Source organism: Herbaspirillum sp. SJZ107, from assembly GCF_006715485.1.
Classification (GTDB): domain Bacteria; phylum Pseudomonadota; class Gammaproteobacteria; order Burkholderiales; family Burkholderiaceae_D; genus Telluria.
Map to the genome: position 1 here is coordinate 1,031,053 of NZ_VFNH01000002.1, position 16,691 is coordinate 1,047,743.

Consider the following 16,691-nt stretch of genomic DNA (forward strand, 5'->3'; position numbering starts at 1 on the left):
GACACCACATGAGCACTTCACCCGCACCCGGCCTGCCGCAGGGCTTTGGCAGCGCCACCACCGAACGCCTGCCGCTGCCCGCGCGCGAGGCCATGAACGCCGCCCAGCAGGCGGCCGCGGACGCCATTATTAACGGCCCGCGCAAGGCGATCTTCGGCCCCTTCGTGGCGCTGCTGCAGTCGCCCGGCGTGATGGAACACATCGGCGATACCGGCGCAGCACTGCGCTTCAAGGGCACGCTGCCGGATGCCGTGCGCGAACTCGTCATCTGCGTGGTGGCGCGCGAGGTTGGCAACCAGTTCGAGTGGCAGACGCACGCGCCGCTGGCGGTCAAGGCCGGCGTGGCGCAAGAGGCCGTCACCGCGATCGGCGAGGGACGCCGGCCGCGCGGCCTGCCGGCCGACCTGGCCTGCGCCACCGATTTCGCCAGCGAGCTGATGCTGCGCAACGGCGTCAGCGACGCCACCTATGCCGAGGCCGTGGCGCAGTTCGGCGCGCCGGGCACGGTGGAGCTGACGGCCCTGATCGGCTACTTCACGATGATCTGCTGGGTCATGAACGTGGCGCGCACGCCGGGTCCGGCGGGGTCGCAGGCGTCCGGCCTGGCCGGTTTCCCGCTGTAAGCGCCGATGCGTCCGGTCCTGTCTTTTGCCGTCGCCAGTGTTGCGTTGTGCTCCGGCGCCACGACGGCCGCCGCCACGATCGCCGGCTGCGATACCGCCCACGGCGCCGCCAACGGCTTCGATCCCGGCCGCCTGTATGCGGCACTGTCCGCATTCCAGTCCGGCAGCGCCAACCTGCACGGCCTGGTGATCGAACGCCGCGGCGCCAGCGTGGCCGAATGCTATCGCACCGGCAAGGACAAGCCGGTGTTCTCGATGTTCAGCCACACGGTCGACTTCGACGCCGCCACCCGGCACGACCTGCGCTCGGTCAGCAAGTCGGTCACGGGCCTGCTGTGGGGCATCGCCCTGGCGGAGCGCAAGGTGCCGCCGCCGGACGCGCGCGTGCTCGACCTGCTGCCGGACCTGGCCGACCTCAAGAAGGAAGGGCGCCAGGACATCACCATCGGCCACCTGCTGGACATGACGGGCGGCCTGGCCTGGGACGAGTCCGGCCCGTACGGGCTGCGCAACCCGGAGTTCGGCCTGTACTGGCGCGGCGCGCAGGCACGTTATGTATTCAAGCGGCCGATGGCCAGCCCCGCCGGCCAGCGCTTCAACTACAACGGCGGCGGCACGGCGGTGCTGGCCGAATTGCTGGAACAGGGTGTCGGCATGCCGCTGCCCGCCTACGCGCGCGAACGCCTGTTCACGCCGCTCGGCATCACCGACTGGGAATGGCTGACCGACTTCCGCGGCCGGCCGCTGGCCTTCGCCGGCCTGCGCATGCGCCCGCGCGACCTGGCCCGGATCGGCCAGCTGATGCTGCAGCGCGGCCGCTGGAACGGCACGCAAGTCGTGCCGGCCGACTGGATCGACGCCTCGCTGCAGCCGCACGTCGACACCGGCGACGGGCTCCAGTACGGTTACCAGTGGTGGCACGGCAAGACCCGGGCGCTGGGCCGCGAACAGGCCTGGACCGCGGCCTTCGGCAATGGCGGGCAGCGGCTGTTCGTGGTGCCTTCGCTGGGGCTGGTGGTGGTGGTGACGGCGGGGATGTACAACGACGAGGGTGGGGCGGTGCGGGTGAACCGGCTGTTCGACCAGATTGCGGCGGCGGTGGAGCGGTAGGTTGCAGTAGCGCCAAGCTGATGCCGTTGGCCCAAAAACCGTCGCCCCTGCGGAGGCAGGGGTCCAAGTTTTTTTGTACGCCACGAACTTGGGCCCCTGCCTGCGCAGGGGCGACGTTTATATGTAGCAGGCCGTTATCACCTGCCAACGAAGGGTTTGATCAACGCAGCTCTTCGATCATCTTCTTCAGCTTGACCGAATCCGCACAGAACGCGCGGATGCCTTCGGCCAGCTTCTCGGTCGCCATCGCGTCCTCGTTCAGCAGGAAGCGGAAGGTCTTCTCGTCGATCGCGATCTTTTCGATGTCGCTGCCGGCCTCAAGCGTCAGCTTGCGCTCGACCGTGCCTTCGGTATCGGCCAGCTTCTGCAGCAGGTCAGGCGAGATGGTCAGCAGGTCGCAGCCCGCCAGTTCCAGGATCTGCGAGGTGTTGCGGAAGCTCGCGCCCATGACTTCGGTGTCGAAGCCGAACTTGCGGTAGTACTGGTAGATGCGCTTGACCGACTGCACGCCCGGATCGTCGGCGCCCTGGTAGTCGGTGCCGGTCGATTTCTTGTACCAGTCGTAGATGCGGCCGACGAACGGCGAGATCAGCTTGACGCCGGCTTCGGCGCAGGCCACCGCCTGCACCAGCGAGAACAGCAGCGTCAGGTTGCAGTGGATGCCGTCCTGTTCCAGGATCTCGGCGGCGCGGATGCCTTCCCAGGTCGAGGCGATCTTGATCAGCACGCGCTCGCGCTTCACGCCGGCGGCTTCGTACAGGGCGATCAGTTCGCGGCCCTTGGCGACGGTCGCCTCGGTGTCGAACGACAGCGCCGCATCGATCTCGGTCGAGACGCGGCCCGGCACGTATTTCAGGATCTCGGTGCCGAAGGCGATCAGCAGGTGGTCGACGATGTCCTCGACCGAGGCGCCGTTCGACTCGGCCACGGCCTTTTCCAGCAGCGGACGGTATTCCGGCTTCTGCACCGCCTTCAGGATCAGCGACGGGTTGGTGGTGGCGTCCTGGGGGGCGTAGGCCTTGATCGACTGGAAGTCGCCGGTGTCGGCCACCACGGTGGTGAACTGCTTGAGTTGTTCGAGTTGGTTCATGGCGCGTCAACAATACAAAATGAATGGGTAACTACGGGATTGTACCGCCGTCAGCCGTTGAATTGAAAAATGCGCGCATCTGGCGAACAGGGACGTCGCGCGGCAGTCAAAGGCGGGAAGGAGGTGCCATCATGTCCGGATTCTTGCGCAACATGCCGCCGGTCGGCCTCGAAGTCGACCTGGTCGACATTCCCGTCAAAGGCAGGCTGCCGCCGCAGCTGGACGGCACCCTGCTGCGCATCGGCCCGAACCCGCTGTTTCCGGCCGAGGGCGCGCACTGGTTCGCCGGCGACGGCATGGTCCATGCGTTCCACATCGCCGGCGGCACGGTGCGCTACCAGAACCGCTGGGTGCGCACGGCGCGCTGGCTGGCCGAACGCGCAGCGGGCCGCGCGCTGGCCGGCGGCCTCGAGGACACCGCCGGCGACGGCCTGGCCAATACCAATATCGTGCACCACGGCGGGCGCCTGCTGGCGCTGGAAGAAGCGCACCCGCCGGTCGCGCTGCGGCTCGACGGGCTGGCGACGCTGGGCAGCGCGGATTTCGATGCCCCGGTTTCCGGACCGTTCACGGCGCATCCCAAGGTCGATCCGGTCACCGGCCAGCTGCTGTTCTTCGGCTACGGCACGCCCGACTGGCTGGGGCCGGGCATGTGCTTCGGCGTGCTCGATGCCGGCGGCCGGGTCGAGCGCTTCGACCGCTTCGAGGCGCCGTATGCGAGCATGGTGCACGACTTCGCCGCCACCGCCCACTACGCGGTCTTTCCGGTCCAGCCGCTGACCGCCAGCCGCGAACGGATGCGGGCCGGCGGTCCGCCGTTCGCCTGGGAAGGCGAGCGCGCCTGCGCACTCGGCGTGCTGCACCGCAACGCGCCGGTCGACAGCCTCGCCTGGTGGTCGCTGCCGTCTTGTCACGCCTACCACGTGATGAATGCCTGGGAAGACGGCAGCGTTCTCCGCATCGACGTCATGCAGGCGCATGCCGCGGCGCTGTTCCCGCGGCCCGACGGGTCGCCGGTGGCGGATGCCGGCGGAGCGCGGCTGAGCCGCTGGAGCATCGACCTCGACGACCGCCGCCACACCGCGCGTTCGGAACTGCTGTGCGAGGTGCGCGGCGAATTCCCGCGCATCGACGAGCGCCGCAGCGGATTGCCGTACCGGCACGGCTGGTTCATTGGGCATGACCCAGGTGGACATGACCCAGGTGGGCATGACCCGGGCAGCGAGCAGCCGTTCAGCCGTATCGTGCACATCGACCACGCGCGGCCCCTCGCGCCCGACGTGCATGCGCTGGCGGACGGGGATGCCTGTTCGGAAGCGGTGTTCGTGGCGCGTTCGCCGGGTGCGGAGGAGGGCGACGGCTGGCTGCTGGCGGTGGCCTATCGCGGCGCGGCCGACAGGAGCGATTTACTGGTGTTCGACGCCAGGGACGTCGGCGCCGGGCCGCTTGCCAGTGCCAGCCTGCCGGTGCGGGTGCCGAACGGCTTTCACGGCAACTGGATACCTTCCTAGAAGCATGCCCTGAAAGCGCTCAGTCGAAGAAGCGCATGCCGGCGTAGGGCTGCAGGCGGCAGGCGGCCAGCCGGCTTTGTAAATCGCCGGCATGGGCTTCGAGCTGGTGGCCGTCCGGATCGAGGAAGTAGAAGGAATCGCCTTCGCTGCGGTTCTTGCGCCACTCGATCACGCCCTCAAGCAGCAGGCGCGCGCGGAAGGCGGCGAAGTCCTGCTCGGCGATCGTGAAGGCATAATGGGTGTAATCCGCCTGCGGCGGCACGACGGCGCGCGCCGGATCGAGCGACAGGCAGATCCAGAGTGCGCCCAGCGTCAGGTAGGCGCCGCCATCCCAGACCGTGGCCGGCTTGCAGCCCAGCAAGTCGGTGTAGAACGCGACGCTGCGTTCCACGTCGGTGACCGCCAGCGTCAGGTGATTCAATCCGGTCAGCATGGCGGCGCCTCCTGTCGCTCAGCAGTCGGTGGCCTCGACGAAGGCCGCGATCATCGCTTCCAGGCCGGCCTTGTCCTCATCCGAAAAACGGTCCAGCTTCGGGCTGTCGATGTCGAACACGCCGACCAGCTTGCCGTCCTTGATCACCGGCAGCACGATTTCCGAGTTCGAGGCCGAATCGCAGGCGATGTGGCCCGGGAAGGCGTGCACGTCCGGCACGACCACGGTTTTACGCTCGACGGCGGTGGTGCCGCACACGCCGCGGCCGAACGGGATGCGGGCGCAGGCCGGCTTGCCCTGGAACGGGCCGACCAGCAGGTCCTGGCCTTCGCCCTTCTTGCTCGGCACGGTGAGGTAGAAACCGGCCCAGTTCAGGTCGGCGAGGGTGTCGTAGACCAGGGCCGAGAATTGCGAAGCGTTCGCGGTCAGGTCGCGCTCGCCTTCGAGGACGCTGGTGACCTGGCGTACCAGCAGGGCGTAGTCGGGGCGGGTGCTGCGTTCGGGATTGATGTGCATGGCGTTGAACGTGAACTTGTCGAAAGGCCGTATTCTAAGGCAGCGCGGCATTCGGCGCAGCGCGGGCGGCGGGCGCCGACCGGTATGCCCGGCGCGCGCCGCGCACCAGCGCATGGTGGGTATCCGCCCACTCGACCAGCGCCTTCATCGGCACCATGAAGGACTGCCCGAGCGGGGTCAGGTCGTATTCGACGCGCGGCGGCACTTCCGGGTACAGGGTGCGGCGCACGAAGCCGTCTTCCTCGAGCCGCTTCAGGGTCTGCGACAGCATCTGCTTCGACACGTCGCCGAGGTCGCGCATCAGCTCGTTGAAGCGCCGCGTCCTGCCGTCGAGCGCATCGAGCACGAGCAGGCTCCACTGGTCGCCAATACGGTCGAGTACGTTCCTGATCGGGCAGGGATGGCCGATCGGGTCGTCCTCGGCGGGGATGGGGGCTGGTTGCATGGGGCATTCCGGTGGGTTGAAGGTCATGCCATGCTGACCTGATCATGGGGCGCTGACTTCTTGCGCCGCATGCGCAGCCTAGCATACGATGGGTGAACGGTCCATTTTCCGGACCGGCTCCCGATTCCAGACCAAAGGAGAATCATGGCACATATCGCCCTCATCGGTGCTTCCGGCAATGTCGGCACGCGCCTGCTCAAGGAACTGGCCGCACGCGGCCACCAGATCACCGCGCTTGCCCGCGATCCCGGCAAGATTCCGGCACAGCCAGGCGTCACCGCCGTGCGCGGCGACGCCGCCGACGGCGCTGGCCTCTCCACCCTGCTGGCCGGCCACGACGCCGTGATCAGTGCGCTGCGCTTCGTGGGCAGCGATCCCGCCACCCTCATCGGCGCCGTGCGCGCATCCGGCGTCAAGCGTTACCTCGTCGTCGGCGGTGCCGGCAGCCTGCTGGTCGCGTCGGGCCAGCGCCTCATCGACCAGCCCGATTTCCCGGCCGCCTACAAACCCGAGGCGGCGGGCGGGGCGGCATTCCTGGACGCCTTGCGCCAGGCGGGCGACCTGGACTGGACCTTCCTGTCGCCGTCGGCGCTGTTCGTGCCCGGCGAGCGTACCGGCAAGTTCCGCCTCGGCAAGGACGACCTGCTGGTCGGCGAACAGGGCAGCTCGATTTCCTATGAAGACTTCGCGGTTGCGCTGGCCGACGAGATCGAACGGCCTGCGCATGTGCGCGAGCGCTTCACGGTCGGCTACTGAGGTGCGAGGCGCGTGCTGCGCCTTCAGCCGATAAACGAATCGAACTGCATGTCGAATTCCTGCAAGGCCTTCTGCGCATTCTGCATCTTCTTGCGGAACTCCGGCCCGCGCTGCAGCGCCAGCCCGACCGCCAGCACGTCGATCACGACCAGATAAGCCAGGCGCGCCGAGATCGGCGTGTACGGGTCGGTCGCGAACACCAGGTCGATCGGGATCAGCACGGTGGCCATCTCGGCCAGCTGGGTGCCCGAGGGCGCCAGCACGATGACATCGGCGCCGCCGCGGCGCGCCAGCTTGGCCGAGCGCACCAGCGCCGGGTTGTTGCCGCGCTGGGAGATCGCCACCAGCGCATCGCCTTCGCGCAGCAGGGCGGCGGCGATCGCGTGGATGGCCGGGTCGGTGTACGACACCGTCGGCACGCCCGAGCGGAAGAACTTGTGCTGGGCATCGGCGGCAACGAAGCCGGACGAGCCCTGGCCGTAGAACTCGATCTTCTTGGCGCGCGACAGGATGTCGAGCGCCTTCTGGATCAGTTCCGGTTTCAGGTTGTTGCGCAGGTCGAGCAGGGTGTTGATCGAGCGGCTGCAGATTTTATTCACCAGGTCGGACGCCAGGTCGTCCTGCGACGGCTGTTCGCTGGTGCCGGGCAGGGCCAGCGCCAGGCCTTGCGCCAGCTTGAGCTTGAACTCGTGCCAGCCTTCGTAGCCGAGCGTGCGGCAAAAGCGCACCACGGTCGGCTCCGACACCTGCGCGCTCTTGGCGAGCGCGGTGATGTTCTGGCTGACCGTGGCGCTGGGCGCGGCCAGCACGGCAAGGGCGACCTTGCGCTCGGACTTGGACAGCGAGTCGAGCTGGGTGCGGATCGAATCGAGCAGCAAGGCAGTCTCTCTTTAATCTTCCGGCAGGGCTTCTTCGCGCCACTGCAGGCCGTCGCGGCCGATCAGCGCGCTCGATGCGGCCGGGCCCCAGGTGCCGGAGGTGTAGGGCACCGGCGTGGTGTCGTCCTGCTCCCAGTGGTCCAGGATCGGCTCGACCCACTCCCAGGCCGCTTCCAGTTCGTCGCCGCGCATGAACAGCGTCAGCTGGCCGCGCAGGACGTCCAGCAGCAGCCGTTCATAGGCTTCCATGCGCGGACCGCCGAACTGTTCGCGGAAGTCGAGTTCGAGTTCGGCCTGCTTCAGGCGCATCGAATCGCCCGGGGTCTTGGCCATCAGGTTCAGCGACAGGCCTTCGTCCGGCTGCAGGCGGATCACCAGGCTGTTCGGCTGGAAGCTCGAATTCGGCTGGTTGAAGATCGAGTGCGGGATCTGCTTGAAGCGCACCACGATCTCGGCCAGGCGGTCGGCCATGCGCTTGCCGGTGCGCAGGTAGAAGGGCACGCCGGCCCAGCGCCAGGTGTCGATCTCGGCCTTCATGGCGACGAAGGTCTCGGTCTTCGACTGTTTCGGCGCGTCCGGTTCGTCACGGTAGCCCGGCACCGGCTGGCCGTCGACGTAGCCGCTGCGGTACTGGCCGCGGATGATGTTCTGCGACAGCGTGGTCGGGGTGAAGCGCTTGAGCGAGCGCAGCACCTGCAGCTTGGCGTCGCGCACGGCGTCCGGCGCGATCGAGGCCGGCGGTTCCATGGCGACGATGCACAGCAGCTGCAGCAGGTGGTTCTGCAGCATGTCGCGCAGCGCGCCCGAGTTGTCGTAGTAGCCGAGGCGGTTGCCGACGCCGATCTTTTCGGCGATGGTGATCTGCACGTCCGAGATCCACTCGCGGCGCCACAGCGGCTCGAACAGGATGTTACCGAAGCGCAGGGCCAGCAGGTTCTGCACGGTTTCCTTGCCCAGGTAGTGGTCGATCCGGTAGATCTGCGATTCGGAAAAGACCTTGCCGACGTCCAGGTTGATCTGCTTGGCCGATTCGAGGTCGCGGCCCAGCGGCTTTTCCAGCACCACGCGCGAGTTCGGCGTGGCCAGGCCGACCTTCGCCAGGTTCTCGCAGATGCGCGCGAACAGCGACGGCGGCGTGGCCAGGTAGTACACGCGGGTCAGCGCGTCGTCGGCGCGCAGCGCCTCGACCAGCGCGCTGTAGCTCTTGACGTTGCCGGCGTCGACTTCGACGTAGGTGATGCGCTGCAGGAAGCTCTGCCACGCGGCTTCATCCACCGTTTCCTTGATGTGCGGCTTCGAGTTGGTCTCGACCATGCGCAGGAACTGCTCTTGCGACATGTCCTCGCGGCCGACGCAGATGATGCGCGCGCTCGCGGGCAGGTCGTTGGCCACGTCGCGGGCGTACATCGCGGGCAGCAGCTTGCGCATTGCGAGGTCGCCGCTGCCGCCGAAGAAAACGAGGTCGAAATCGGAAAGAGCCATGGTGGATGCAGTTCGGGATAATCGGATAATGTAAATTTACTACACGATTATTGATTGCGCAAGAAAATTTACTACGTAGTCGCCCATGCACGAAGCGTATCGTGCCACATCCATGGAAGGCTGGGCGCCGCGTCGTTACGGGGGAATTGACACAGGGCCGGCGGCCCTGCGTGGTGGGGTGGGGTCAGCGCAGGCCGTCGAGCGGCGCGAAGCCGTACAGGCGGGCCGGGTTGTCGACCAGGATCTGCTGCTGGATGCGCTCGTCGGCGGTGAAGGCGTAGAACAGGTCGACCAGTTCGCCGTCGTTCGGCATGTCCTTCGAAATGTTCGGGTGCGGCCAGTCGGTGCCCCACAGCAGGCGCTCGGGCGCGGTGGCGATCAGTTCCCGGGCAAAGGGGACGGCGTCGAGGAAGGGGCGCTTGCCGGCGGAGACGCGTTCGGCGCCGCAGATCTTGACCCAGGCCAGCGGATTCTCGCGCATCAGTTGCAGCAGCAACTGGAACGGGCGCTGGTCCAGGCCCTGTTCGGCGCGCACGCGGCCCATGTGGTCGATCACGAAGGGGACCGTGATCTTGCGCAGCAGGTCCTGCTGCTCGGGGATGTTCTCGGCGTCGAAGTGCAGCACGATGTGCCAGCCCAGCGGTGCGATGCGCTCGACCAGGTTCTCGATCACCGACACGTCCGGCACGCCGCCGAGGTGCTTCACGAAATTGAAGCGGATGCCACAGATGCCGCCGGCATGCAGGTCGGCCAGTTCCTCGTCGGTGACGTCGGCGCGCACGTTGGCGACGCCGCGGTAGGCGCCCTTGCTCGACTTGATGGCGGCCAGCGTGACGCTGTTGTCGGTGCCGTGGCAGCTGGCGTGGACGATGACCGCGCGCGCAATGCCGAGGCGGTCGTGCAAGGCGCGCAGCGCTTCCACCGGCGCGTCCGGCGGGGTGTAGCTGCGGTCGGGCGCGTAGGGAAACAGGGCGGCCGGGCCGAACACGTGGCAGTGGGCATCGCAGGCGCCGGGCGGCAGGCGGTGGGCGGGCTTGATCGGGTGCGGATCGGGAAGCAGGCAAGATTTCATGGTAGTTGTCCTGGTGGTGAAAATCGACGTCGGCAGCGTCTCCAGCTGCCTCGACGTCCCGATTGTGCCGAGCGCACCTGATCGATACAATGGCAATACCTGACTAGCTCCTATGCACTTTTTGCATAACCCGACCATGAATCTCGATCAGCTCGAAGCGTTCGTCCACGTCGCCGAACTGAGCAGTTTTACGCGCGCATCGGCGATCCTGGGCAAGCCGCAGCCGGCCCTGAGCCGGCTGGTGCGCCAGCTCGAGGTCGACCTGCGCCAGAACCTGCTGCGCCGCAATGGCCGCGGCGTGGTGCTGACGGAAACGGGCAAGGTCTTGCTGGAACACAGCAAGGGCATCCTGCACCAGGTGGACGTGGCGAAAGACGCGTTGAAAAACCTGCAGGGCACGCTCGACGGCCACTTCAGGATCGGTCTGGTGCCGAGCGTGGCGCGCTTCGCGACGCTGGCGCTGGTGCGCAGCTTCCAGAAGCAGTTCCCGCAGGCGAACATCACGGTATCGGACGGTTTGTCGACCTACCTGGCGGAATGGCTGGCAATGGGCCGCATCGATGCCGCGATCCTGTACGACACCGGCGAGACCCCGCTGGTGGACAAGCGCATCCTGTTCACCGAAGAGATGTTCCTGATCAGCCGGGCCCATGCGGCCGTGCCGGCCGAGATCCGCCTGAAGGACTTGCCGGCCTATCCCCTGATCATTCCCGGGCGCCTGCACGCGATCCGCACGCTGGTCGAGATGCATGCGGCCGAGTGCGGCATCCAGCTCAACATCGCCCTCGAAATCGACGCCGTGCCGGCCTTGCTGGACCTGGTCGAGGAGGGCTGCGGACACGCGGTGCTGCCGCTGAACGCGATCGACGCCGATCCCGGGCAGCGGCGCTTCCGCTGCACCCGCATCAGCGATCCCGGCATCCACAGCCGCATGGCGATCGCCACCGGCAACCAGCATCCGATGTCGCGCCTGGCCACGCGTGCGGTGGCGATGTTCGAGAGCGAGATCATGCCGCTGTACGAAGCGCGCCGCAGGCATATCGACAGCTATCTTGCACCCTAGAAGGTGTGGCGGATGCCGAGGGCGTAGCTGTTGCCCTTGGCCTTGCCGCCGATGTGGTCGTACAGGTAAGTGGCGTAGACATCGGTGCGGCGCGACAGGTAATAGTCGTAGCCCAGGCCGGCGGTGTCGTGGTCGCCCACGCGCAGCGCCGGGTTGTCGACCGTGGTCCGGGCCCACGACACCAGGATCGAACCGGTCCTGGTGACCGGCACCGCGCTGCCCAGCTGCCAGGTGCGCGAGCGGATGTCGGTGACCGCATTCTCGGTGGCCTGGGCCGATGCGTACAGCCTGGCCCAGCCGGCGTCGTAGGCCACGCCCGCCAGCCAGGCTTGCTGGCCGGTGGACGGCGCCACCGCGGCGGTGCGCACGCGCTGCGCCGACAGCACGGCAGTCAGCTTGCCCCGGGTGTAGCGCAGGTGGATGCCGGCGTTGTTGACGCCGGCATTGCCCGCGACTTCGCCCGGTGCGTAGACGATGGTCGTGCTGAGGCCGCCGATGGTCGGAGCGACGTACTGGATCACGTTGTTCCAGACGGTATCGCCGATCACGGTATTGCTGAACGACGCCACGTAGCTCTGCACCACCAGCGGCGAGAACACGACCGAGGCGCCGAACGGATTCACCATCTGCATCGACACGTAATAAGGGGAGGTATGGCGGCCGATTGTCAGCTGGCCGTAGCGGCCGGCGATGCCGACCCAGCCGCTGCGCGAAAAGCCGCCCGGATCGGCCGCGCTGCGGCCGGCGCCGCCGGTGTCGGGCTGGAAGAACTGCTCGAGCTGGAAGATCGCCCTGGTGCCGTCGCCCAGGTCTTCGCTGCCGCGGATGCCCCACCAGGACGTGGTCAGGCCGCCGGAGCCGACGACAGTGGCGCGCTCGACGTTGTCGCTGCGCTTGATGCTGCCGGCGTAGCTGCCGATCATGCCGTAGAGTTGCACGTCGGCGGCGCCGGCGGCGCTGCAAAAGGCGCCGAAGAGGAATGCGCAGGCAACAGCCTGCCCTGCGGCCTTGCGGATGGGGCTGCCCATGAAGTCTCCTGGTATTTTTATGAGAGGCGGCGCTCACGAGGCCGCCTCGGTCACTGCCGGGTGGCTGTTATTCGCGGTTGAGGACGCGGTGCATCTGCTCGGTGTCGAGCGCCTTTTCCCATTTCGAGATGACGATGGTCGCCACCGCGTTGCCGATCAGGTTGGTCGGCGTCAGGCCTTCGGACAGCAGGCGATGCACACCGAGGATCAGCGCCACGCTGGCCACCGGGATCGAACCCACCGTCGACAGGGTCGCAGCCAGCACCACGAAGGCGGCGCCGGCCACGCCCGCGGCACCCTTGGAGGTCAGCAGCAGGACGCCGAGCAGCACGATCTGCTGGGTCAGGTCGAGCGGGGTATTGGTGGCCTGGGCCAGGAAGATGGTCACGCTGGCCAGGTACAGGCAGGTACCGTCCAGGTTGAAGGAATAGCCGGTCGGGATGATCAGGCCGACCACGCTCGGCTTGCAGCCGAGCTGCTCCATCTTGATCAGCATGCGCGGCAACACGCTCTCCGACGAGGTCGTGGCGAGGCAGACCAGGATTTCGTCGCGCAGGTAGCGCATCAGCTTGAACAGGCTGAAGCCGCACAGGCGCGACACCGGGCCGAGCACGGCGAAGATGAAGATCAGGCAGGTCACGTAGAAGCACACCAGCAGGTTGCCGAGCGAAAGCAGGGCGCCGGCACCGTATTTGCCGACCGTGAAGGCGATCGCGCCGAACGCGCCGATCGGCGCCGCCCACATGACGATGCCAACCATGCCGAAGAACACCTTCGATACGATGTCCAGCAGCTCGATCACCGGCTTGCCGACGGCGCCGAAACGCATCAGCGCGCAACCGGTCAGCACCGAGATCAGGAGGACTTGCAGGATATGGCCTTCCGACAGCGAGCCGACGAAGGTGTTCGGGATGATGTTCATGATGAACGGCACCATCCCGGTCTCGTGGCTCTGCGCCACATACTTCGACACCGACGCGGTATCCAGATTGGAGGCATTCACGTTCATGCCGGCGCCGGGCTGCCACAAATTGACCACGACCAGGCCCACGACCAGGGCAATGGTCGTCATCACTTCGAAGTAGATCAGGCCCTTGACGGCGACGCGGCCGACGCGCGCCATGTCGTCCATCTTGGCGATGCCGAGCACCACGGTGCAGAAAATGATCGGCGCGATCAGCATGCGGATCAGCTTGATGAAGCCGTCGCCCAGCGGCTGCAGCCTGGTGCCCGCATCCGGAAAGAAGTGGCCGATGAGGATGCCGAGCGCCATCGCAATCAGCACCTGCACCCAGAGTTGTTTGTACCAGCGTCGTGCCACCGGCTGTGCGGACGCGGCGGCCCCTGTCGTGCTAGTCAGCATTGCTTGTCTCCTGTGGTTGTTGTCGTCTCTGCAGCCGTTGCTGGGCATGCTGGACAATTCGTTAGCGCAATTCTGTCACAGGGCGATAAACAAACAATGCTTATAGCTCACTAGCTGATATGTGGAAGTTGAATAGCTAAGCCTTGGGCTTGCCGACGCCGCCAAAGCTTGGCAAGGAAGCGAACCGGGACACGGCAAAATCGACAAACATACTGGTGCGCAAGGGTTGATAGCGGCGCGAGGGCATCAGCAGATATAAATCCTGGGAGGGCGCCGACCAGTCCGGCAAGACCCGCACCAGCGCGCCGCTGTCCAGCAGGTCGCGCACCAGCCAGTCGGGACAGATGCCGCTGCCCAGCACCAGCGCCTCGCGTATCGCCAGCGCGTTATTGGCGCGGAAGCGCCCGCCAACGGCCAGCCGCACCCTTTCCTCGCCACGCAACAGGTCGATGCTGTTACCGGCGTCCACGCGAAGCGGACGATGTCGTGCGTGCTCAGGTCGGCGGGCAGGGCGGGCACGCCGCGCCGGGCGCAGTAGTCAGTTCGATGTCGATGCGATGCCGGCTACCGCGCCATGGCCGCGGCGATCGATATCGCGCCGCTGTTGCAGGGCGCATCCGCCGCCGGGCGGCGGGGGCTGGTTCAGCCGCGGTATTCCGGCTGTTCGATGCCCGACACGTCGACCGCGAACGCCAGCACCTTGCCGCTGTGCGGGTACTGCGCCAGCTCGTCGTTCGAGCGGCCCTTGCTGGCGCTGGTCACGAACAGCGTGCGCAGGTCCGGGCCGCCGAAGCAGACCGCCGTCGGGCAGCGCAGCGGCAGGTCGATCTGCTGCAGCAGCTCGCCGCTCGGCGACAGCCTGAGCAGGCGGCCGCCTTCGTACATCGCGACCCAGTAGTTGCCTTCGCTGTCCATCGCCGCGCCGTCCGGGCGGCCGCCGTAGGTGCCCGAGGTCTTGTCGGCCTCGAAGGTGACCAGGTTGCGCTTGTTCGATTGGGTGCCGCTGTCCACGTCGTAGTCGTAGCAGTCGACGCGGTGGGTGGTGGTGTCGGCGTGGTACATGGTGCGGCCGTCCGGACTCCAGGCCAGGCCGTTGGAGTTGGTCATGCCGCCCGACCAGGCCTGGCGCAGTGCCCCCTTGTCCAGCACGTACATCTCGGCCAGCGCCTGGTCGCGCGGCTCGTACATGGTGCCGACCCAGAAGCGGCCCGCCGGGTCGACGCGGCCGTCGTTGAAGCGCACCTTGCTGGTGTCGTAGGGCGCCGGCACCAGGTCTTCGATGTCGCCGCTGGTGGTGTCCAGGTAGACGAAGCCGGCGCGCGTGGCGACCACCAGGTTGTTGTCGAGGTCGACCGCGAGGGCCGAGGGTTCGGTCTGCATCTGCCAGGCCGAATGCTTGCCGCTGGCCGGATGCAGGCGGTGCACGGTGCGGCCGTCGATGTCGACCCAGTACAGCGCGGATTCCACCGCATGCCATACCGGGGATTCGCCGACCTGCATCGGCGTGTCGTGCACGATCGTGATTTTTTCGGTCTTCATATATCGCGTATGAATTCTCAGTACATTATCAAACGGCGGCCTTGGCGCGCGCGATCAGGCCATTGGTCGAGCTGTCGTGGCCGGCCGGCTGGGCCTCGCCCGTCAGTTCGGCCTCGATCTTCTTGGCCAGCACCTTGCCCAGCTCGACGCCCCACTGGTCGAAGCTGTTCACGTCCCACAGCGCACCCTGCACGAACACCTTGTGCTCGTACAGCGCAATCAGCGCACCCAGCGTGGCCGGGGTCAGGTATTCCATCAGGATGGTGTTGCTCGGCCGGTTGCCCGGGAAGGTTTTATGCGGTGCCAGGCGCTCGATCTCGGCCGCGTCCAGGCCTTGCAGGTCCTGGCGCACCTCGTCGATGGTCTTGCCCTTCATGAAGGCTTCCGACTGGGCGAAGCAGTTGGCCAGCAGGGCCGCGTGGTGGTTGTGGAACTCGTGGGCCGGGCGCAGCGCGGCGATGAAATCCATCGGCGTGACGTCGGTGCCCTGGTGCAGCAGCTGGAAGTAGGCATGCTGGCCGTTGGTGCCGACATCGCCCCAGATCACCGGGCCGGTCGCGTAGTCGATGGCGTCGCCGGCGCGCGTGACGCGCTTGCCGTTGCTTTCCATGTCGAGCTGCTGCAGGTAGGCCGGGAAGCGGTTCAGGTCCTGGTGGTAGGGCGCGATCGAGACCGAGCCGCAGTCCAGGAATTCGCGGTTCCAGAAGCCGACCAGGCCCAGGATCATCGGCAGGTTCTGCTCGATCGGGGCGCTGCGGAAGTGCTCGTCCATGGCGTGGGCGCCGGCCAGGAAGTCGCTGAAGTAGCCGAAGCCGACGCACAGCGCGACCGGCAGGCCGATCGCCGACCACACCGAGTAGCGGCCGCCGACCCAGTCCCAGAACGGGAACATGTTCTGCGGATCGATGCCGAAGGTCTTGATGGCCTCGACGTTGGTCGATACCGCGACGAAGTGCCTGGCCAGCGCCTCTTCAGGGGCATGCTGCAGGAACCAGGCGCGCGCCGTGTTCGCGTTCATCATGGTCTCGGCCGTGGTGAAGGTCTTCGAGGCGATGATGAACAGGGTGGTTTCCGGATTCACGCGCGACAGCGCGGCGTCCATGTCGTGGCCGTCGACATTGGACACGAAATGCATGGTCAGGCGCGGATGGGCGAACTGGCGCAGCGCCAGGCACACCATCTTCGGACCCAGGTCGGAGCCGCCGATGCCGACGTTGATGACGTCGGTGATTTCCTTGCCGGTATGGCCTTTCCAATCGCCGCTGCGGACGGCGTCGCTGAAGGTCTTTACGCGTGCCAGCACGTCGTGCACGTCCTTGCTGACATCCTGGCCGTCGACGCTGATCCCCTTGTCGCGCGGGGCGCGCAGGGCGGTGTGCAGGACCGCGCGGTTTTCGGTCAGGTTGATCTTGTCGCCATTGAACATGGCATCGCGCAGGCGCTCGACGCCGCGCTCCTGTGCCAGCGCTTTCAGCAGTTCAAGCGTGCGCCCGTCCAGACGGTTTTTTGAATAGTCTAGGAACAGCCCGGCGGCCTCGCTCGAGAACCGCTCGAAGCGTTGCGGATCGGCAGCGAACAGATCGCGCATCTGCCAGTCTTTGGCCTTGGCGGCGTGGTTGGTGAGCGCCTGGTAGGCGGTGGAGCTGGTCAAGGGTGGTTGGCGCATGGTGATGGACGGTATGATGTCATTTTGTGCAGGTTATCGAATAATACAGGAAACGGGCGTAAATTCACTACATAAACACGCTGCTCAGCGGTCATTTCTTGGCGATGAGTCGGCGC

At 66.7% G+C, this 16,691-nt stretch carries 17 protein-coding genes; 5 read left to right on the plus strand and 12 right to left on the minus strand.

Translation table 11 applies throughout. The features are described from left to right. Positions 1–8 precede the first annotated feature (8 nt). On the plus strand, positions 9–623 hold the full coding sequence (locus FBX97_RS14235) for a carboxymuconolactone decarboxylase family protein (RefSeq protein WP_141832640.1): 615 nt from the start codon (positions 9–11) through the stop codon (positions 621–623). Positions 624–629: 6 nt separating this feature from the next. Beyond that, a complete protein-coding gene (locus FBX97_RS14240; RefSeq protein ID WP_141832642.1) occupies positions 630–1,733 on the plus strand; it encodes a serine hydrolase in 1,104 nt (367 codons plus the stop codon). Between the two features lie 160 nt (positions 1,734–1,893). Here the strand turns inward: FBX97_RS14240 and tal are convergent, their stop codons facing one another. Further along, positions 1,894–2,823 carry a transaldolase gene (tal, locus tag FBX97_RS14245; protein ID WP_141832643.1) on the minus strand — a complete coding sequence of 310 codons (930 nt, stop codon included), beginning with the start codon at positions 2,821–2,823 and terminating at the stop codon, positions 1,894–1,896. A gap of 131 nt (positions 2,824–2,954) precedes the next feature. On the opposite strand from tal, the gene FBX97_RS14250 reads away from it, so the two are divergent. Beyond that, on the plus strand, positions 2,955–4,334 hold the full coding sequence (locus FBX97_RS14250; RefSeq protein ID WP_141832645.1) for a carotenoid oxygenase family protein: 1,380 nt from the start codon (positions 2,955–2,957) through the stop codon (positions 4,332–4,334). 19 nt (positions 4,335–4,353) lie between these two features. On the opposite strand, the gene fos is transcribed toward FBX97_RS14250, so the two are convergent. Genes fos through FBX97_RS14265 form a run of 3 tightly spaced genes read right to left on the minus strand, consistent with a single transcriptional unit; the run spans position 4,354 to position 5,728 of the window. Beyond that, on the minus strand, positions 4,354–4,767 hold the full coding sequence (gene fos, locus FBX97_RS14255; RefSeq protein WP_141832647.1) for a fosfomycin resistance glutathione transferase: 414 nt from the start codon (positions 4,765–4,767) through the stop codon (positions 4,354–4,356). An 18-nt stretch (positions 4,768–4,785) separates the two neighbouring features. Further along, on the minus strand, positions 4,786–5,283 hold the full coding sequence (locus FBX97_RS14260) for a GAF domain-containing protein (protein WP_141832649.1): 498 nt from the start codon (positions 5,281–5,283) through the stop codon (positions 4,786–4,788). A gap of 34 nt (positions 5,284–5,317) precedes the next feature. Beyond that, entirely contained in the window at positions 5,318–5,728 is a 411-nt protein-coding gene (locus FBX97_RS14265; RefSeq protein WP_141832651.1) for a helix-turn-helix domain-containing protein, read from the minus strand. 144 nt (positions 5,729–5,872) lie between these two features. Here FBX97_RS14265 and FBX97_RS14270 point away from each other — a divergent pair, with 144 nt between their 5' ends. After that, positions 5,873–6,484: an NAD(P)-dependent oxidoreductase gene (locus FBX97_RS14270; RefSeq protein WP_141832653.1), complete on the plus strand. Its 612-nt coding sequence runs from the start codon at positions 5,873–5,875 to the stop codon at positions 6,482–6,484. Positions 6,485–6,507: 23 nt separating this feature from the next. Here the strand turns inward: FBX97_RS14270 and FBX97_RS14275 are convergent, their stop codons facing one another. The 3 genes from FBX97_RS14275 to FBX97_RS14285 form a co-directional block, all read right to left on the minus strand. Then, positions 6,508–7,362, minus strand: a complete 855-nt coding sequence (locus FBX97_RS14275) for an SIS domain-containing protein (protein ID WP_141832655.1) — start codon at positions 7,360–7,362, stop codon at positions 6,508–6,510. A 12-nt stretch (positions 7,363–7,374) separates the two neighbouring features. After that, a complete protein-coding gene (gene zwf, locus FBX97_RS14280) occupies positions 7,375–8,844 on the minus strand; it encodes a glucose-6-phosphate dehydrogenase (RefSeq protein WP_141832658.1) in 1,470 nt (489 codons plus the stop codon). A gap of 184 nt (positions 8,845–9,028) precedes the next feature. After that, a complete protein-coding gene (locus FBX97_RS14285; RefSeq protein WP_141832660.1) occupies positions 9,029–9,916 on the minus strand; it encodes an amidohydrolase in 888 nt (295 codons plus the stop codon). 136 nt (positions 9,917–10,052) lie between these two features. Between FBX97_RS14285 and FBX97_RS14290 the strand changes: the two genes are divergently transcribed. Further along, the gene (locus tag FBX97_RS14290) at positions 10,053–10,979 is read left to right on the plus strand and encodes a LysR substrate-binding domain-containing protein (RefSeq protein ID WP_141832662.1); all 927 of its coding nucleotides are present in this window, start codon (positions 10,053–10,055) and stop codon (positions 10,977–10,979) included. Here the strand turns inward: FBX97_RS14290 and FBX97_RS14295 are convergent. From FBX97_RS14295 to pgi, 5 genes are all read right to left on the minus strand, one after another. Further along, the gene (locus FBX97_RS14295; protein ID WP_141832664.1) at positions 10,976–12,007 is read right to left on the minus strand and encodes a porin; all 1,032 of its coding nucleotides are present in this window, start codon (positions 12,005–12,007) and stop codon (positions 10,976–10,978) included. The genes FBX97_RS14290 and FBX97_RS14295 overlap by 4 nt on opposite strands. A gap of 67 nt (positions 12,008–12,074) precedes the next feature. Beyond that, on the minus strand, positions 12,075–13,370 hold the full coding sequence (gene dctA / locus FBX97_RS14300; RefSeq protein ID WP_141832666.1) for a C4-dicarboxylate transporter DctA: 1,296 nt from the start codon (positions 13,368–13,370) through the stop codon (positions 12,075–12,077). A gap of 136 nt (positions 13,371–13,506) precedes the next feature. Next, positions 13,507–13,905, minus strand: a complete 399-nt coding sequence (locus FBX97_RS14305; RefSeq protein ID WP_141832668.1) for a LysR substrate-binding domain-containing protein — start codon at positions 13,903–13,905, stop codon at positions 13,507–13,509. A gap of 107 nt (positions 13,906–14,012) precedes the next feature. Continuing rightward, complete coding sequence (locus tag FBX97_RS14310; protein ID WP_255517462.1) at positions 14,013–14,909, minus strand: SMP-30/gluconolactonase/LRE family protein; 897 nt, start codon at positions 14,907–14,909, stop codon at positions 14,013–14,015. A gap of 28 nt (positions 14,910–14,937) precedes the next feature. Beyond that, complete coding sequence (pgi, locus tag FBX97_RS14315; protein ID WP_141832670.1) at positions 14,938–16,575, minus strand: glucose-6-phosphate isomerase; 1,638 nt, start codon at positions 16,573–16,575, stop codon at positions 14,938–14,940. Between the last annotated feature and the right edge of the window lie 116 nt (positions 16,576–16,691).

Coding starts and splice junctions, on each gene's coding strand:
- FBX97_RS14235 (WP_141832640.1), top strand. CDS start 9: ATGAGCACTTCACCCGCACCCGGCCTGCCGCAGGGCTTTGGCAGCGCC.
- FBX97_RS14240 (WP_141832642.1), top strand. CDS start 630: ATGCGTCCGGTCCTGTCTTTTGCCGTCGCCAGTGTTGCGTTGTGCTCC.
- tal (WP_141832643.1), bottom strand. CDS start 2,823: ATGAACCAACTCGAACAACTCAAGCAGTTCACCACCGTGGTGGCCGAC.
- FBX97_RS14250 (WP_141832645.1), top strand. CDS start 2,955: ATGTCCGGATTCTTGCGCAACATGCCGCCGGTCGGCCTCGAAGTCGAC.
- fos (WP_141832647.1), bottom strand. CDS start 4,767: ATGCTGACCGGATTGAATCACCTGACGCTGGCGGTCACCGACGTGGAA.
- FBX97_RS14260 (WP_141832649.1), bottom strand. CDS start 5,283: ATGCACATCAATCCCGAACGCAGCACCCGCCCCGACTACGCCCTGCTG.
- FBX97_RS14265 (WP_141832651.1), bottom strand. CDS start 5,728: ATGCAACCAGCCCCCATCCCCGCCGAGGACGACCCGATCGGCCATCCC.
- FBX97_RS14270 (WP_141832653.1), top strand. CDS start 5,873: ATGGCACATATCGCCCTCATCGGTGCTTCCGGCAATGTCGGCACGCGC.
- zwf (WP_141832658.1), bottom strand. CDS start 8,844: ATGGCTCTTTCCGATTTCGACCTCGTTTTCTTCGGCGGCAGCGGCGAC.
- FBX97_RS14285 (WP_141832660.1), bottom strand. CDS start 9,916: ATGAAATCTTGCCTGCTTCCCGATCCGCACCCGATCAAGCCCGCCCAC.
- FBX97_RS14290 (WP_141832662.1), top strand. CDS start 10,053: ATGAATCTCGATCAGCTCGAAGCGTTCGTCCACGTCGCCGAACTGAGC.
- FBX97_RS14295 (WP_141832664.1), bottom strand. CDS start 12,007: ATGGGCAGCCCCATCCGCAAGGCCGCAGGGCAGGCTGTTGCCTGCGCA.
- dctA (WP_141832666.1), bottom strand. CDS start 13,370: ATGCTGACTAGCACGACAGGGGCCGCCGCGTCCGCACAGCCGGTGGCA.
- FBX97_RS14310 (WP_255517462.1), bottom strand. CDS start 14,909: ATGAAGACCGAAAAAATCACGATCGTGCACGACACGCCGATGCAGGTC.
- pgi (WP_141832670.1), bottom strand. CDS start 16,575: ATGCGCCAACCACCCTTGACCAGCTCCACCGCCTACCAGGCGCTCACC.